The sequence below is a fragment of the Vibrio sp. 10N.261.52.C11 genome, assembly GCF_041471405.1.
Taxonomy (GTDB): Bacteria; Pseudomonadota; Gammaproteobacteria; order Enterobacterales; family Vibrionaceae; genus Vibrio; species Vibrio crassostreae_C.
In genome coordinates this window covers 1-15,329 of sequence record NZ_JBFROI010000026.1, presented here as the reverse complement: position 1 = coordinate 15,329, position 15,329 = coordinate 1, and the positions used below count along the sequence as shown (strand labels likewise).

General features: G+C 44.5%; 17 protein-coding genes. 4 read left to right on the top strand and 13 right to left on the bottom strand.

The features are described 5' to 3' along the window. Positions 1-485 precede the first annotated feature (485 nt). The 4 genes from AB4323_RS11005 (at position 486) to AB4323_RS10990 (ending at position 4,940) form a co-directional block, all read left to right on the top strand. Positions 486-1,034 carry a sigma-70 family RNA polymerase sigma factor gene (locus AB4323_RS11005; RefSeq protein ID WP_017060646.1) on the top strand — a complete coding sequence of 183 codons (549 nt, stop codon included), beginning with the start codon at positions 486-488 and terminating at the stop codon, positions 1,032-1,034. Next, positions 1,027-1,755 (top strand): DUF3379 domain-containing protein, encoded by a 729-nt coding sequence (locus tag AB4323_RS11000; protein WP_017060647.1) that lies wholly within the window; start codon positions 1,027-1,029, stop codon positions 1,753-1,755. The genes AB4323_RS11005 and AB4323_RS11000 overlap by 8 nt, the downstream gene beginning before the upstream one ends. 297 nt (positions 1,756-2,052) lie before the next feature. Next, entirely contained in the window at positions 2,053-3,315 is a 1,263-nt protein-coding gene (locus tag AB4323_RS10995) for an outer membrane protein transport protein (RefSeq protein WP_372152465.1), read from the top strand. Positions 3,316-3,632: 317 nt separating this feature from the next. Next, complete coding sequence (locus tag AB4323_RS10990) at positions 3,633-4,940, top strand: outer membrane protein transport protein (protein WP_372152462.1); 1,308 nt, start codon at positions 3,633-3,635, stop codon at positions 4,938-4,940. Between the two features lie 89 nt (positions 4,941-5,029). Here the strand turns inward: AB4323_RS10990 and AB4323_RS10985 are convergent, their stop codons facing one another. The 13 genes from AB4323_RS10985 to AB4323_RS10925 form a co-directional block, all read right to left on the bottom strand. Then, positions 5,030-5,815: a VacJ family lipoprotein gene (locus tag AB4323_RS10985; RefSeq protein WP_017064102.1), complete on the bottom strand. Its 786-nt coding sequence runs from the start codon at positions 5,813-5,815 to the stop codon at positions 5,030-5,032. Positions 5,816-5,939: 124 nt separating this feature from the next. After that, positions 5,940-7,160 carry a c-type cytochrome biogenesis protein CcmI gene (gene ccmI / locus AB4323_RS10980; RefSeq protein ID WP_372152460.1) on the bottom strand — a complete coding sequence of 407 codons (1,221 nt, stop codon included), beginning with the start codon at positions 7,158-7,160 and terminating at the stop codon, positions 5,940-5,942. Further along, on the bottom strand, positions 7,160-7,651 hold the full coding sequence (locus tag AB4323_RS10975) for a cytochrome c-type biogenesis protein (protein WP_065583667.1): 492 nt from the start codon (positions 7,649-7,651) through the stop codon (positions 7,160-7,162). Before AB4323_RS10975 ends, ccmI begins: the two co-directional genes overlap by 1 nt. Then, complete coding sequence (locus tag AB4323_RS10970; protein WP_017060653.1) at positions 7,648-8,199, bottom strand: DsbE family thiol:disulfide interchange protein; 552 nt, start codon at positions 8,197-8,199, stop codon at positions 7,648-7,650. The genes AB4323_RS10975 and AB4323_RS10970 overlap by 4 nt, the downstream gene beginning before the upstream one ends. 5 nt (positions 8,200-8,204) lie before the next feature. Further along, complete coding sequence (locus AB4323_RS10965) at positions 8,205-10,175, bottom strand: heme lyase CcmF/NrfE family subunit (protein ID WP_136979573.1); 1,971 nt, start codon at positions 10,173-10,175, stop codon at positions 8,205-8,207. Then, on the bottom strand, positions 10,172-10,654 hold the full coding sequence (gene ccmE, locus AB4323_RS10960) for a cytochrome c maturation protein CcmE (protein WP_017060655.1): 483 nt from the start codon (positions 10,652-10,654) through the stop codon (positions 10,172-10,174). Before ccmE ends, AB4323_RS10965 begins: the two co-directional genes overlap by 4 nt. Further along, entirely contained in the window at positions 10,651-10,857 is a 207-nt protein-coding gene (gene ccmD, locus AB4323_RS10955; RefSeq protein ID WP_017060656.1) for a heme exporter protein CcmD, read from the bottom strand. Before ccmD ends, ccmE begins: the two co-directional genes overlap by 4 nt. Positions 10,858-10,871: 14 nt before the next feature. Then, positions 10,872-11,612, bottom strand: a complete 741-nt coding sequence (locus AB4323_RS10950) for a heme ABC transporter permease (protein WP_102332830.1) — start codon at positions 11,610-11,612, stop codon at positions 10,872-10,874. 148 nt (positions 11,613-11,760) lie between these two features. Beyond that, positions 11,761-12,429 carry a heme exporter protein CcmB gene (ccmB, locus tag AB4323_RS10945; protein ID WP_017060658.1) on the bottom strand — a complete coding sequence of 223 codons (669 nt, stop codon included), beginning with the start codon at positions 12,427-12,429 and terminating at the stop codon, positions 11,761-11,763. Position 12,430: 1 nt separating this feature from the next. Then, positions 12,431-13,048, bottom strand: coding sequence for a cytochrome c biogenesis heme-transporting ATPase CcmA (gene ccmA, locus AB4323_RS10940; RefSeq protein WP_017060659.1), 618 nt, complete (start codon positions 13,046-13,048; stop codon positions 12,431-12,433). Positions 13,049-13,326: 278 nt separating this feature from the next. Further along, entirely contained in the window at positions 13,327-13,839 is a 513-nt protein-coding gene (locus AB4323_RS10935; protein ID WP_017060660.1) for a DUF2802 domain-containing protein, read from the bottom strand. Then, positions 13,839-14,333, bottom strand: a complete 495-nt coding sequence (locus tag AB4323_RS10930) for a chemotaxis protein CheW (RefSeq protein ID WP_017064109.1) — start codon at positions 14,331-14,333, stop codon at positions 13,839-13,841. Before AB4323_RS10930 ends, AB4323_RS10935 begins: the two co-directional genes overlap by 1 nt. Before the next feature lie 72 nt (positions 14,334-14,405). Further along, on the bottom strand, positions 14,406-15,329 hold a 924-nt coding region (locus tag AB4323_RS10925), incomplete at its 5' end, for a chemotaxis protein CheW (RefSeq protein WP_372082571.1).

Genomic DNA, 15,329 nt, shown 5'->3' with positions numbered 1-15,329 from the left:
GCGTTTAAATAAACGTGATACGAGTATCTCACTGTTTGAAAATATAACTGCGCATTCAGGCGAACCTTTTTGGGGGAAAGGTTGTCGTAAGAGACTAAACTATTGTAAGCAAAGACTGTTATCGCTGTGTAGGGAATGGTTTTCTTGAGGCAAAAAAAAAACCACACAAAGCTGTGTGGTCGGAATGTATATAAAGCAATTAACTTAGCGCCAATTGAAATAATCAGTTTCCTGATTAGGAGAAAGTAAAGTCAGCCTTCAAAAGGAAGTGTCGTCTTGCTCAACATGCTAGCCACGAATGACTAACTAGACGACAAGGTGTACTATAACGAGTTCGAGGCCTTAGATTTTGAAGTAGATCAATTTTAATGTGATTTTACGATTTCCTGCCGATCGTTAGCTCTAAAAATATAAAAACGAAGCACAACGTATAGAGGACAGCTATACGCAGAGCAATTATGGAGGCTCGTGTGTCAATAATAAAAATGTTTGGAAAGAAAACAGCCAAGCGTCCGGTCAACTCTGATATGGACAAACAAAGAAAATACGAAGCACTTGTGCGCGCCTATCATCGTGACCTCTTTCGCTACGCCTATTGGTTATGCAAAGACAAAAGCATTGCCGAAGACTTAGTTCAAGAAACTTGCCTTCGTGCATGGAAGTCACTCGATAGCCTTCAAGATGAAAAAGCCGCCAAATCTTGGCTGATTACCATCTTGAGACGCGAGAACGCTCGACGTTTTGAACGCAAACAGTTTGATCTGGTTGATATCGACGATCACGGTAACGATGCTAGTGTCAGTGATGACCCGCACCATCAGCATCAGTGGTTGCAAGCCCAGATCATGAAACTTGAAATTGATTACCGTGAACCTCTCTTCTTGCAAGTGATTGGTGGTTTTAGTGGTGATGAGATTGCCGATATTCTCGATCTCAACAAAAACACGGTGATGACACGTTTATTCAGAGCTCGAAATCAGTTGAAAGAGCTGTTGGATACAGAAGAGGCAGAGAGGGGGCAACATAATGGATGATTTGGAATTTCGTCGTCGTGTATTGTCGGAACCTAAACAACGTACACAAGATATTGTTGATGCGACCGCGAATAGCGAAGCCAATAGTAACTTCTTAGACGATGTACTAGCGCTTGATAAACAGATCCACTCTGCGATGAATGTGGATGTGCCAGACGATCTTGCTGATCGTATTCTGTTCAATCAGACCTCAAGCGAAGAAAGCAAAGTAGTAAGGCCAACGTTTGCGAGACGAGCAATGGCAATGGCCGCCTCAGTAGCATTCGTTGCAGGTTTATTAGTTGGCCAAGTGAATTGGGGAAATGCATTCGTTTCACCTGCGCAAGCTAGTTTAGTTGATACAGCGATGAAGCATGTTGTTGATGAGAAGAGCTTTGTTAGTAGCATCGATGAACAGGTTACATCGCAGCAGATCAACGCAAAAATGAACCCATTTGCTTTTCAGTTTGATGACGCTTTCCCTTACCATGTTTATTACCTAAACCACTGTGGCTTTGGTAAATCCAACGCAGTACATATGGTCTTCCAAGGCGCAAAAGGCAAAGTAACACTGTTTTTAACCGGTATTCCAACAGACAAACCTATCGATTTTGATGAAAAAGGCATGTCCGGCTCGGTAACACCCGTAGATGGCAGCAGCTTAATCCTTGTGGGTGAAAATGGTGAGGATGTTTCCAAAATCGCCGAAAAGCTGACAAAAATGATCAAACCAATGAGCTAATTCGCTCTTAAAGCCCCGTCACAAAAGGCCCAGCAATTATATTACTGATATTGCTGGGCTTTATTTATAAATAAACCACAGAACCATTCACACCACCAATATTTCTAGAGTTAAAACTCTAAAAAACAGCATTTCACACCATTTTCGTGCCAGATAGGCGTCATTTCCATAATTTTCCACTCAAAATTCCCAATGGTCGGATTTGTATATCGTATACTTGCGAATAGGATCAGCCACCATTGAGCAATTGCTCAAATTAATCGCCCTGTAGAGGCGGATATATAAAGGAATAAATGAATGACTACCAACAACACGCGTCTGTTTAAAAAGTCTCTTTTAGCAGTAACAATTACACTGGCGTCTTCGCAAGCGATGGCAGCAGGTTTCCAACTTAACGCACAATCAGCTACCGGCATCGGCCGTGCTTTCGCTGGTGATGCAGTAATCGCAGATAACGCGTCAGTAATGGCACGTAACCCTGCAGCAATGGCACTATTTGACAAAACTGAGCTTTCTCTTGGTTTTGAAACAATCACTTCAATGATTGAAGTGAAAGATACGAGCTATAATACGCTTGGTGGCGCAATGCCAGTCGATAGCGTTGATGATGTTGGTGATACTTCTGTAGCTCCAAACATTCACCTTATTGTTCCTGTTAACGAAAAATTTGCTTGGGGTGTGAACGCTTACTCTAATTTTGGTACAAAAACCGAGTTTTCAGATGACTACCTAGCTAGCGAATATGGCGGTTTAACAGATGTAATGAGCATCAACTTCGGTCTTGCAGGCTCTTACCGTCTAAACGATCAATGGAGCTTTGGTGCTGGTCTTGACCTGATCTACGGTGAAGGCACAATGAAGCGTACTGCTGGTGTCGGCTTTGGCCCAGCCGCAGGACAAAAACTACTTGACGTAGATGGTGCAACTGGTTGGGCTGTTGGCTTTAACGTAGGTACAGTTTACGAGCTAGATGAAAACAACCGTTTTGGTCTATCTTACCGTTACAGCCCTGAGTTCACCGCGGAAGATGACAACGGTCAAGAAATCACACTGCCTCTACCAGATATGGCAGAGTTCTCTGGTTTCCACAAAATTGAAGACACTAAATTCGCTGTTCACTACTCTGTTCAATGGATTGGTTGGAGTGCATTCGACTCAATTGATTTTGAGAAGCTAGATCCTACTCAATCGACACTGGCTTACGCATTGAGCGGCGGCACAGGTGCGTACCAGAAAGATTACAAATGGCAAGATGGTTGGCACTACGCTATTGGTGGTACATACTACTTGAACACTGATTGGACGCTTCGTGCTGGTTACATGTACGACACAAGTGCACAAGATTCACTAACTTCTATCTCTGTACCAGATTCAGATCGTCAGTGGTTCTCTGCTGGTTTCACATACCACATTAATACCGATTCTAACGTAGACTTTGGTTTCACTTACCTACTAGGTGATGATACTAAAGTTGAAGAAAGCTTAGGCGCAACTTCTGTTAGCGCAACAACGCATGCTGATGCAATCCTACTAGGCCTGCAATACAGCCGCAGCTTCTAGCTTCTAGCTTCTAGCTTCTAATATAAGCTAAGTTATTAATCCCAAAGGGTCGCATTACGCGACCCTTTTTTATTGCCTAAACCACTGACCTACTTCAATTTAAGCTTACAACTGTAGCCTGCAAGGTCAATATATGACTACAAGTGTACGCTCAAACTTCGCAACACAGCCGAAACATTTAGATTATTTCTCTAATAATTAAACACATTTGCTCATTAAATCCCTAAAACACTGTTTTATTCGAATTTCATTTTTAAAGTAATGACTCTAAAAGTAGAATCACGCCACTAAATACTTATGATTCAGCGAACATAATAATGAAAATGAATAAGACTCTTCTATCTGCTGCAGTGGCAGTTGGACTACTTTCGACTTCTACCGTGACTCAAGCGGCAGGTTTTCAACTAGCAGAATACTCAGCAACAGGCCTAGGCCGTGCATACGCTGGTGAAGCAGCAATGGCTGACGGTGCTGATGCACAATGGCGTAACCCAGCAATGCTGACTTACCTAGAAGGCACTCAAGTTTCAGTTGGTGCTATCTATGTTGATCCAAATATTGATATCGATGGAACTTCGACTTCAGTTGGTGGTGCTTCAACGACTCCATCAAATTCCAGTGATTTCGCTCACAGCGCAGTGATCCCAAACTTCTATGTTTCTCATAAGTACAACGACAAGTTCGCATTAGGCTTTGCTGCGGGTACTAACTACGGTATGGAAACAGACCTAGGTAAAGACTTTGGTGGTGCAAACCACGGTAACGAAGCAAGCGTTACCACAATGGAGCTAAACCTAAACGCTGCATACCAAGTACTTGAAAGCGTATCTATTGGTGGTGGTGTTCGTTACATCATGGCTGAAGGTAGCTTTGGTGCGGTATCTACAGTTAACTCTCTAGTTCCTATGCCTCAAGGTACAGCTTTAAAATACATGGAAGGTGATGACACAGCGTGGGGCTGGCAAGTTGGTACCGCTTGGCAGATCAATGAAAACAACCGCCTTGGTTTTACCTACAAGTCAGAAGTAGACCTAACGCTTGAAGGCCACGCAAATGGTGTCGCTTTTGATGCTGTTGCTGGCGCTTTAGGTACTCCTGTGAAGTCAAAATATAACGGCTCAATGCAACTTGCATTGCCAGCTACCGCCGAGCTAGCAAGCTTCCATCAACTATCAGATAAGGTCGCTGTACATGCGAGCGTTAACTGGACTAACTGGAGCAGCTTTAAAGAACTAGTAGCTGACATCCCTGAATTCGGTCCTGCTCGAACTCAAGATATCAAGCAAGAGAACTGGGAAGATAACTACCGCTTTGCTCTTGGTACTACTTACCAAATGACGCCTAAGTTAGCTCTACGCTCTGGTATCGCATACGATACTTCAGCGGTAAGCGATGAGCACCGTACGGCCACGATCCCAGAAACAGACCGCACTTGGTTAAGCATTGGTGCTGGATATCAATGGTCTGAGCAACTAACTCTAGATGCTGGCTTCACTTACATTCTAGCTAAAGACGCAAAAATGGTTGAAGATGACGCAAGTTCTGCACCATTTGGTGGTGACTTCGAAGGTGAAGTAACAGGTAGCATCTGGCTAGTAGGTATCCAAGCTAACTACCGCTTCTAATCTACCTCCCTAAAAGTAGAAAGCATTAAAAAGGCTCGATGTTGCATCAACATCGAGCCTTTCTTTTATCGATTTTCTAAATCATGTTTCTAGTAATCTTCTAGATAACCATCGATCAAATCTTCTTCTTCAAGGTCGACCTCTTCAGGCTCGATCTCGGCTTTAAAGTCACGACGTTGAATATAAACATCTCGCGTTAACGCATATGGATCTGGCGAGTCATCCAACAGCGCTTCTTGTGACACTAACTGAGCACGAGTTTCCATGCCTTCGAATGCCCACTTTCCTAAGCTAGCCCAGAAGTTCAAGAAAGACAGAGGCACATACATACCATCAACGGTTTCAGTTACTTCACGCGTTGTTATTGGGCCATAACCCGGCACCATGAAGTAGGGACCATTCCCTACCCCGTAATGACCAATCGCATCAGAGAACGACTTATCATCGTATTTGGTGATCCCCGCTTCGCTGGCAATATCGATTAAGCCTAACAAACCAATCGTTGAGTTAATCCAAAAACGATTGAAATGGTCGAGTGCTTTTTCACCATTGCCCATAATAAGGTTATTCACCATGCTTGATGGTTCGTCTAAGTTGGCTAGAAAATTGGATATACCAGAACGTACTGGCACAGGGGTGTAGTCAACATAAGCGAGGGAAACAGGGCGAACTAAATAAGGATCTAGATATTCGTAGTTGATATCCCACATCGCTCGGTTGAAGCCTTCAAAAGGATCATTCGGGTGGGACTCTTCGACGTATTCAGAGGTTTCGAGGTTATCATCGTCAACACTTTCGTCCGGCGCACTTGAACACCCAACCGTTAAGCTTGCGATAAAAAGTAAACTCGAGAGTCTTAAAACACTGACAGACATATCACCTTTTCCATAAGGAATTCAAATAATAAAAAAGGCCAGCAATCGCTGGCCTCAATTGTTTGGCTAAGTCTATACCGTTTATCTGCAAATCGGAATAGCTAACACCTATGCAAAGTGATGATTAATATTGCTTATTGATATCAATGGTAACTGGAGCACCCAGTTCAACCACTTCACTTTCACCGTACCAATCGCCTTCGCGAGTTGAAACGTTGCCGTCTGTATCAAGCCTAGCTCTAACCATCAGAGTTTCAAGGCTAGACAGCTCTTGTCCTTCCAGCATGCTGTTGCCGTCATCTAGAACAACAGTACGAGGGAAAGTCCCTAGTGGGTAACGAGCGGCTGCGATAGGCATTGGAGAACCATCTGCTCTGTGTACTGAAACAATTAACACTGAGTTAGGGTCAGCATTCACGACTGCAGATAGATCGAGCGTTACAGCAACAGTCTTACCTTGGTCGACACCCATATTGTCGCCCATTTTCTTCTGAGCACTTTCAATACTGCGCGAAAGCATTTCATAGCGACTGTCTTGTGGACCAATCATCTGCTGCATGATGCTCCAGTACTTCACCGCACCTGGGTAGTCTTGACGCTCAAACGCATCAAACGCAAGCAGTGAGAACACACGAAGGTCAACGTAATCGTTTTGAATCAAACGGCTCAAAATCAAACGAGCTTGGTTTTGATCAGCTTCATCAGGAGAAAGCATCAGTGCTTGTGCGAAACCTAACTGAACATCTTCATTCTTAGGTTCAAGCTTGTAAGCTCGTTCCATAGAATCTTTTGCTGTTTCAGCGTCGCGGTTAGCCAGTGCAATACGACCGAGTAGCAACCAACCTGTTGAATCTTTTGGTTGGTAATGCAGACGAGTACGAAGCGCTAGAGTCAAATCTTCCAACTCATCATCCGTTAGTGCACCACCTTCCGATGACATTAGCTTTTTAGACAATTCAGGAAGGTTCGAGCTCACTTCTTGCCAGTGTTGAACTTTGTCCAACGCACCGAACTTAAAGTACATACCATAAGTCACAACGACGACAAGGATGATCGACGGTACAACCACACCAAGCGTAGAGATTTGAGTCTTCTTCATCTCTTCTTGTGCAGGAACATCATCAAGCAGAGACTGTTTCAAATCATCGATCAGTTCTTGTTGGTTATCAACAAGACCTTCCTCTGCTTCTACTTCTAACTCGACAAGACGGTCTTTATAGAATGCTTTGTTCAACTCGTCGCGAAGCATTTCGTCATTGTTTGCCTTCTTGTTAATGAAAGGCAGAACAATTAAGAAAATTGCCGCTAGCGAAAGGATAATGGTAGAAATCCAAAATAGAGTCATTACTTCTTATCTCCGTCGTTCTCTTCATCGAGTAACGCTTTTAAGCGAGCTTCTTTGTCTGCATCCCAGTCTTTATCTGACTCTACTGCTGCTTTTGATTTTGACTTTCTGCTTCGTAAAATAATCAAACCAAATCCAAACACAACAACCGCAAACGGACCAATCCAAAGGATCGATGTAGCTAAGGTCAGTGGCGGGTTGTACGTTACAAAGTTACCGTAACGAGCAATCATGTAATCAATAATTTCTTGCTCAGACTTGCCGTCTTTTGTCATCTCGTACACTTTTTGGCGTAAGTCGACCGCTAGCTCAGCATTCGAATCACCAATCGTGTTGTTCTGACATTTAGGGCAACGTAGCGTATTACTCAACTCTTTGAACTGCTGTTCTTGATCTACGGTATCAAATTCATGGAACTCGATAGGCGCAGCAGAAACAGTCGCTGAAATTGCGAACGTAGCGAATAGAGTAATCAGTGCCTTTCTAATCATTTCGATTCCTCCAACAACTCTTGATACATCGGCTCAAGCGTCGATGCCCAGTTGGTTGGGTTCACGTCACCAACATGGCGGTAGCGAACTACGCCGTTAGCATCGATTAGGAAAGTTTCAGGCGCGCCATACACGCCAAGGTCAAGACCTAGCATGCCATTACCATCAAACAGGCTAATTAGGTACGGGTTACCCAACTCTTTTAGCCAACCAACCGCTTTGTTGCGATCATCTTTGTAGTTAAGACCAATGATCTTAACGCCTTGATCCGCAAGCTTGTTCAGGTAAGAGTGCTCTGCATAACAAGTAGGACACCAAGTCGCCCACACGTTAAGAAGCAGTGGCTCGCCTTTAAAGATCGCTTGATCATGAAACTTACCTGGTTGTTCTAAGTCTTCTAGACCAAACTCAGGAACAGGCTTACCAATCAATACGGATTCTAGCTTAGTTGGGTCATCGCCCGACTGGTTGCGCATTAATTGCGTTGCAAAGATTCCAGCTAGAACCATGAACGCAATCAATGGAATGAATAAAATCTTCTTGTTCATTCGAATTAAGCCTCCTGCTCTTCAGCCGACTTTTTGATTGGCTTACGGAAACGGTAACGACGGTCACTGATAGCAATAGCGCCACCAATCGACATAATCAAAGAACCTGCCCAGATCCAACGTACAAATGGTTTGTAGTAGATACGTACAGCCCAAGATTTGTTGTCGTCTAAACGTTCACCCATTGCAATGTAAAGGTCGCGCGTTACGCCACGGTCAATCGCTGCTTCTGTCATCATAGACTTAGCTGTGGTGTAGAAACGTTTTTCAGCGTGAAGCGTGTTGATGTATTTGCCTTCTTTAGTAATTTCAAAGTCAGCAATGTAACCATCGTAGTTAGGACCATCTTTGTCACGAACCCCTGTAAACAGGAAGCTGTATTCTTCAAGCTGGTAGCTTTCACCTGGCGCCAGACGTACATCACGTTCGATGCTGTAGTTTTGCACCATCGCGATACCAATCACTGTCACGGCTAAACCTATGTGACCACACATCATTGCCCAGTGGCTACGAGGTAGCTTAGTTAGACCTTTCAAGAATGTATGACGGTGAGTCGCACGCTCATGCAGCTCAAAGCCGTGCATGAAGATGATCCAGAACGCCATTACCCAACCAGCAAACGCAGTACCACTGAAGCGGTCAGCCAGTAGAGCAACCATTAGCGCACTCAAGCCAAGTGAGAGTGCACCTGAAATCAGCATTGGTTTAACAAGCTTAGACAGGTTGTCACGTTTCCATCGGATCAGAGGACCGATACCAAGCAGGAACGAGAACGGGATCATTAACCAGAAGAACAACATATCAAAGAATGGTGCACCGATAGATACCGAGCCCAAGCCTAACTGTTTGTGAACTAATGGCAGTAGCGTACCTACTAACACAACGACAAGCGCTGCAATCAGTAAGATGTTGTTACCAAGCAGTGCGTTTTCACGAGAAACCAGATCGAAGTTACCGCGAACACGAACCGATGCGCCTTTAATAGCAAACAACAGCAGTGAACCACCGATAACAAAGACTAGGAAACCTAGAATAAACATACCACGAGCAGGATCCGACGCGAATGCGTGAACCGATACCAAGATGCCCGAACGAACTAAGAATGTCCCTAGTAAGCTTAGCGAGAATGCAGAGATAGCCAGCAGTACTGTCCAAGCTTTAAATGTGCCACGCTTCTCAGTTACCGCTAGTGAGTGCATTAGAGCAGTACCAGCCAACCAAGGCATGAATGAAGCGTTTTCTACTGGATCCCAGAACCACCAGCCACCCCAGCCAAGTTCGTAGTAAGCCCACCATGAACCTAGTGCGATACCTACCGTTAGGAATAACCAAGCTGCGATTGTCCAAGGACGCGACCAACGAGCCCATGCCGTATCAAGACGACCACTCATTAGAGAAGCGATGGCGAAAGAGAACGCAACAGAGAAACCTACATAACCCATGTAAAGCATTGGCGGGTGAATAATCAAACCCGGATCTTGCAGTAGTGGGTTCAGGTCACGGCCATCAACAGGGAAGAAAGGCAATGTACGTAAGAACGGGTTAGACGTCACGATAATGAACAGCAAGAAGCCGACAGTAATCAGACCCATGATAGCCAAAACGCGAGCCACAGACTCTTGAGGCATACCACGACTGAATGTCGCTACTGCTACAGTCCAACCCGCTTGGATGAGAACCCAAAGCAGTAATGAACCTTCGTGCGCACCCCAAACCGCCGTAATTCGGTAGTACCAAGGTAGTTGGCTGTTTGAGTTACTTGCTACGTATTGAATCGTAAAATCATTTGTGTAAAACGCGTAACACAAGATAAAGAACGAAATCGCTAAGAATCCGAACATACCCCACGACAACGGTCGTGCGCTGTTCATCAATAATGTGTTATTTCGAGCGGCTCCATACAATGGGAGCACGCTTAGCAGCAATGCAAGTCCCAAGGACAGGATCATCGCAAAATGGCCGATCTCGGCTATCATTGAGCATTTCCTTCTTTTTGTTCAGTCGTGTATTGCAAAGGCTCATGGGTTTTCTTCATTGCTTCCGCAACTTCAGAAGGCATGTACTCTTCATCGTGCTTTGCCAACACCTCAAACGCTTCGATTGTCGTTGCATTTTTAAGGACACCCTGAGCAACAATACCTTGGCCTTCACGGAAAAGATCAGGAAGGATACCATCGTATAGAATTGTTACTTTAGGGCCTACATCCGCCAAATCGAAGCTTACACGTAGTGATTCATTGTCACGGCTTACAGAGCCGACTACGACCATGCCACCAATACGTAGGCGTTGACCAACTTCAGGCTTTTTACCATCTTTGCCGTTGACCAGCTCAGTTGGTGTGTAGAACAGATCCATGTTCTGGTTAAGTGCGTAAACCATCAATCCAACAGTCGCACTGATACCAAAAAAGATCGCTAAGACAATGCCCAGCCTCTTTTTACGTCTTGGGTTCATAGAGTGTTCTCCATATTTTTTGCTGCATCGATACGAGCCTGACGATCAATCTTAGCTTGTACTTCATTTAGTAATTGCTTACCACGACGAACGCTTACGACCAGTAAAATGATCATCGCGAGGAATGTGATTCCAAATGCACTCCAGACATACGAGGCATAACCTCCCATGGCTAAGAAATCACTCAAAGATTCAAAATACATAATTACCTACCCTACTACGCTTTTTCAGCCGCAAGCTTGCGAACCCATGGACGGTGACTTTCTTTACTGATGATTTCGTTACGGAAACGAACCATAGTCACAGCACCAAAGAAAAAGGCGAAGCCGAAGATGTTAAGAAGAAGCGGCCATAGCATGTCACTTGAGATCGAAGGTTTTGCGAACTTAGTAATGGTCGCGCCTTGATGAAGTGTATTCCACCACTCTACAGAGAAGTGAATGATAGGGAGGTTAATCACGCCTACGATAGCCAAGATACCCGCCGCTTTCGCTGCTGTTTTTTGGTCGTCAAAAGCGTGGTGTAGTGCGATCACACCCAAGTATAGGAATAGAAGAATCAGCTCTGAGGTTAAACGCGCATCCCAAACCCACCAAGCACCCCACATTGGTTTACCCCAAACTGCGCCAGTTAGTAACGCAATGAAGGTAAACACAGCGCCAATCGGTGCCATCGCCAGTGCGGCCATGTCTGATAGCCTTACCTGCCATACCAAACCGATAAAGGCAGCAATCGCCATCGACATGTAAACGCCCATCGACCAGATTGCAGACGGAACATGGATGTAGATGATACGGAAGCTATCGCCTTGTTGGTAATCAGAAGGCGCAAATGCAAGCCCCCACACGGTACCGACGGATAGACACAATAGCGCTAGGATCGAAAACCATGGCAAAAGTTTACCAGCAAGCTGATAAGAGGTTTCTGCTTTGGCATAGGGATGGAGCCATTTCCACATGTTGTAATCTCACTCTTACTTCATATTGCTTACAGCTATTAAAGCTATAATTATAATAATTTTATTTGTCTTGCTTTCAGTTTTATTGACTCTATGAGTCCAATCGACACATTTGGTTCACATTGGCTATACGATAACGGAACCCCAATCAGTTCACACTTACTCTAAGTGCGGCACTGATCGCAAAAGGCGTCATAGTCATCGCACCCATTAACATTGCCCCAAGCACCGCCAATTGACCGTTGTATGCAACGCCCAAAGCCGCAGCGTCAATTGCTGACGTCGCGAAGATTAAAATGGGGATGTAAAGCGGCAAGATTAACAGGCTTAACAGGACTCCGCCCTTCTGTAACCCAACGGTTAACGCAACACCAATCGCACCAATAAAACTCAATGCGGGTGTTCCTACCAGCAAGGTCAACACAACTGAGAGCCATGTATCAAAATCTAAAGACAACAAAACAGCCAATAATGGGCTGATTAAAATCAATGGTAACCCGGTCAACAACCAGTGTGCTATGACTTTGGACAATACTACCAACTGCAACGGGATTGGCATCAGCATCATCTGTTCAAGGGCGCCATCTTGAAAATCATCACGGAAAAGACGCTCTAAAGAGAGCAATGCAGAGAGCAAAGCGGCCACCCAAACAATACCCGCAGCAATACGCGCAAGTAGGTTTGGCTCTGGGCCAATACTCAAAGGGAAAAGCGTGATAACAATGATGAAGAACCACAAAGGGTTAAAGATATCCGCTTGACGTCGAAACGCGATAAGCAGTTCGCGTCGGATAATCGTGGTCATTGAAGAGATCATATTACTCACCCAACTTTATTTTTCTTAGTTTCGGGCTATCAGCAAACATATCTTGGTGTGTGGTTAACAACACAATGCCACCGTTGTCTGCATGCTGAGAAAAAAGAGATTCGAGAACTTTCACGCCCTGCTTATCAATGGCAGTCAGCGGCTCATCAAGAATCCACAACATTTGCTTGCTCAACCAAAGGCGAGCCAACGCAACTCGGCGTTGTTGGCCTGCTGAAAGTTGCCCCGCAGGTACGTCTTCTCTGCCCGCAAGCCCCACTTGAGCGAGCGCGTGATAAAGCTCTTCTTTGCTGGTACCGCCACTGTGAATCGACTGATAAAAGCTCAGATTCTCATAAGCACTAAGTTCGCGCTTTACACCTGTTTGGTGACCAAGAAAAAGTAAATTTTGATGATAAACATCTCGACTCGATTCAATAGACTCACCATCCCAAGAGATAGTGCCGTCATCGCGATCGCCTAAGCCAGTAATAATCCTAAGGAGTGTCGTTTTCCCGGTACCGTTACGACCTTCAACTTGAACCAGCTCACCTGGTTTCAATTGAAAAGACAACGATTCAAACAGAATCCTGTCGTCACGAATAGCAGTTAAATTTGAGACTTCTAGCATAGGTAAATTTAGTCGAGTAATGAGAGCGCTATAGTAGCACACCAACATGGTGACAAAACAGGACTAGGCGTTTTCGATAGAACAAAGTCGGTAAGAAACTGTTACCACCTCATCACAATTTACACATTTTCATCAACAAACAAGATATTGTCGTAGATACAAGCACTTATAAACATCGTTCTATATAGATCGGACAGGCATAAAAAAAGAAGCCGAAGCTTCTTTTAAGAGGAATACGTAATAAACATCAATTGCTCAATACGAATTAAGCGCTCAATTTAACGACGTCGAGGCGGGTCTCTGCGATCGCGAGAGGCATCGGGTTGCTGATCGTACGATGAAGGGTCGCTTCGTAATGAAGGAATTTTCTCTTTACCAGCAAGCTTGTTCTGCAGAGACATCATCAGCTCAGCTTCTGCTTTGGGTAATTCACATTCTTCAATTAACTCGTTAATCCCAGCGCCAAGCTGAACCATTTTCGTTGCACGTGTGTACAAACGTCCATCGGTATCCGCATGTTCCAGCTCAACAATACGTTCATTCAAATGTTTGATAAGATCTTGTTGTTCAGTCACTTTCTGGCCAAGGCCAACCACAACAGAGCGAACCTCAAGTAATTGCTTACTCGATTTTTGAAGCTCTTTGTCCAAGTTACGAACTTGCAGGCGTGACTGATCGAGCTGCTTTTGAATCGCACGTTTTACTTTGCTAATCAAAATCAGGATAAATAACGTAAAAACCCCAACGCCTGATATCAGAGCGACAGGGCTTAAAGGAAGCGCTTCAAACATTACAGGTGAGCCATCTCATCCCATTCGTCTTCGCTTAGTAGTTTGTTTAGATCTACTAAGATAAGTAGCTTGCCATCTCGGTTACTTACACCTTGGATGAACTTAGCACTTTCATCAGTACCAACACTTGGCGTTGTGTCGATTTCAGAAGAACGCAGGTAAACCACTTCAGCAACGCTATCTACTAGAATGCCAATTACTTGACGCTCAGATTCAATAACGATGATACGAGTGTTGTCTGTGATTTCACCTTGCATCAAACCAAAGCGAGAACGAGTGTCGATAACAGTAACAACGTTACCACGTAGGTTAATAATACCTAGAACGTAATCTGGAGCACCCGGTACTGGAGCAATTTCGCTGTAACGTAGTACTTCACGTACTTGCATTACGTTGATGCCGTAAGTTTCTTCTTCTAGCTGGAAAGTCACCCATTGAAGTACTTCATCATTCGTTTGCTCTTTTCTTACTTCAACTTCACTCATATGAGACATAGATAATCCTCTTGCCGTCGTTACCGACCACTATTATTAACTTGATGCTTATTGTTAGCCCAATGCTTATTACTAGCTTAATGCTTTTACATCTAGCCCTGCGTTTAGCATGGCGATTAATGCTTCAACATGAATCAAAGCACACATTTTTTCTTTTACCATACCAGCGAGCCATGGGCGTTTCCCTGCCATTTCTCGCCAACGTACTTTGTCTGTATTAAGTAGCTCGGTGCCTTTGAGCTCTGTGCCCGCCAGGCCCCACAAGCTCTCTCCAAGCATCACTATATATTGATAGTTTTCTTTGTATTCGTCACCTGATAGTTTCTCAGACATCACCCATTTTGCGGTGTCGACCACATCTAGCTGACTATCACGGTTGGTTTGTAAACCCAAATACCAAGCTGGCTTACCAATGATATGACTTAACTCTTCAAGGCGATGGATGCCGCCAAGCTCATCAAGTGGCACCGCAAAGGTCACGCCGTTTACATCAAAATACAAGACTTGAAAGTCTTCTTTGCGAACCGTACTTTCCCAAGAGGTAAACTGGTCAGCACCTCCTGCTTGAGTTTCGGGTTCAATAACTGTCTCGGGATCAGGAACGTCAAGTTCAGGCTCAACAGCCTTAACTTCTACTTGTTCCGTCTCCAACGATTCAGCTTGTAACTCTTCAATTTGCTGCGATTCAACAGGTGGCTCTACAACAATTGATAAATCGGGTTCTGGAAGATTCCAATCCTGAATCTCTGGCTCTTCGAACACTTGAACAGACTCAACCGCGGCATCAAACATTTGCATGTCTGCTTGCTGGGCGATTTTCTGGGTGTTCTGATCCATCAACTCATCAAGGTTCAGTTCATCAACAACATTGGTCGCCTCTAAACGGCTGAGTAGTTTCTGAACATCTTCAAGGTTAGGAACCTCAAACTCAGCCGCGCGTATTTCTGCGTAGCTAGAGTGGTGACTCGAAAATTGGCGCTCTGGCTCTGGCTCTGG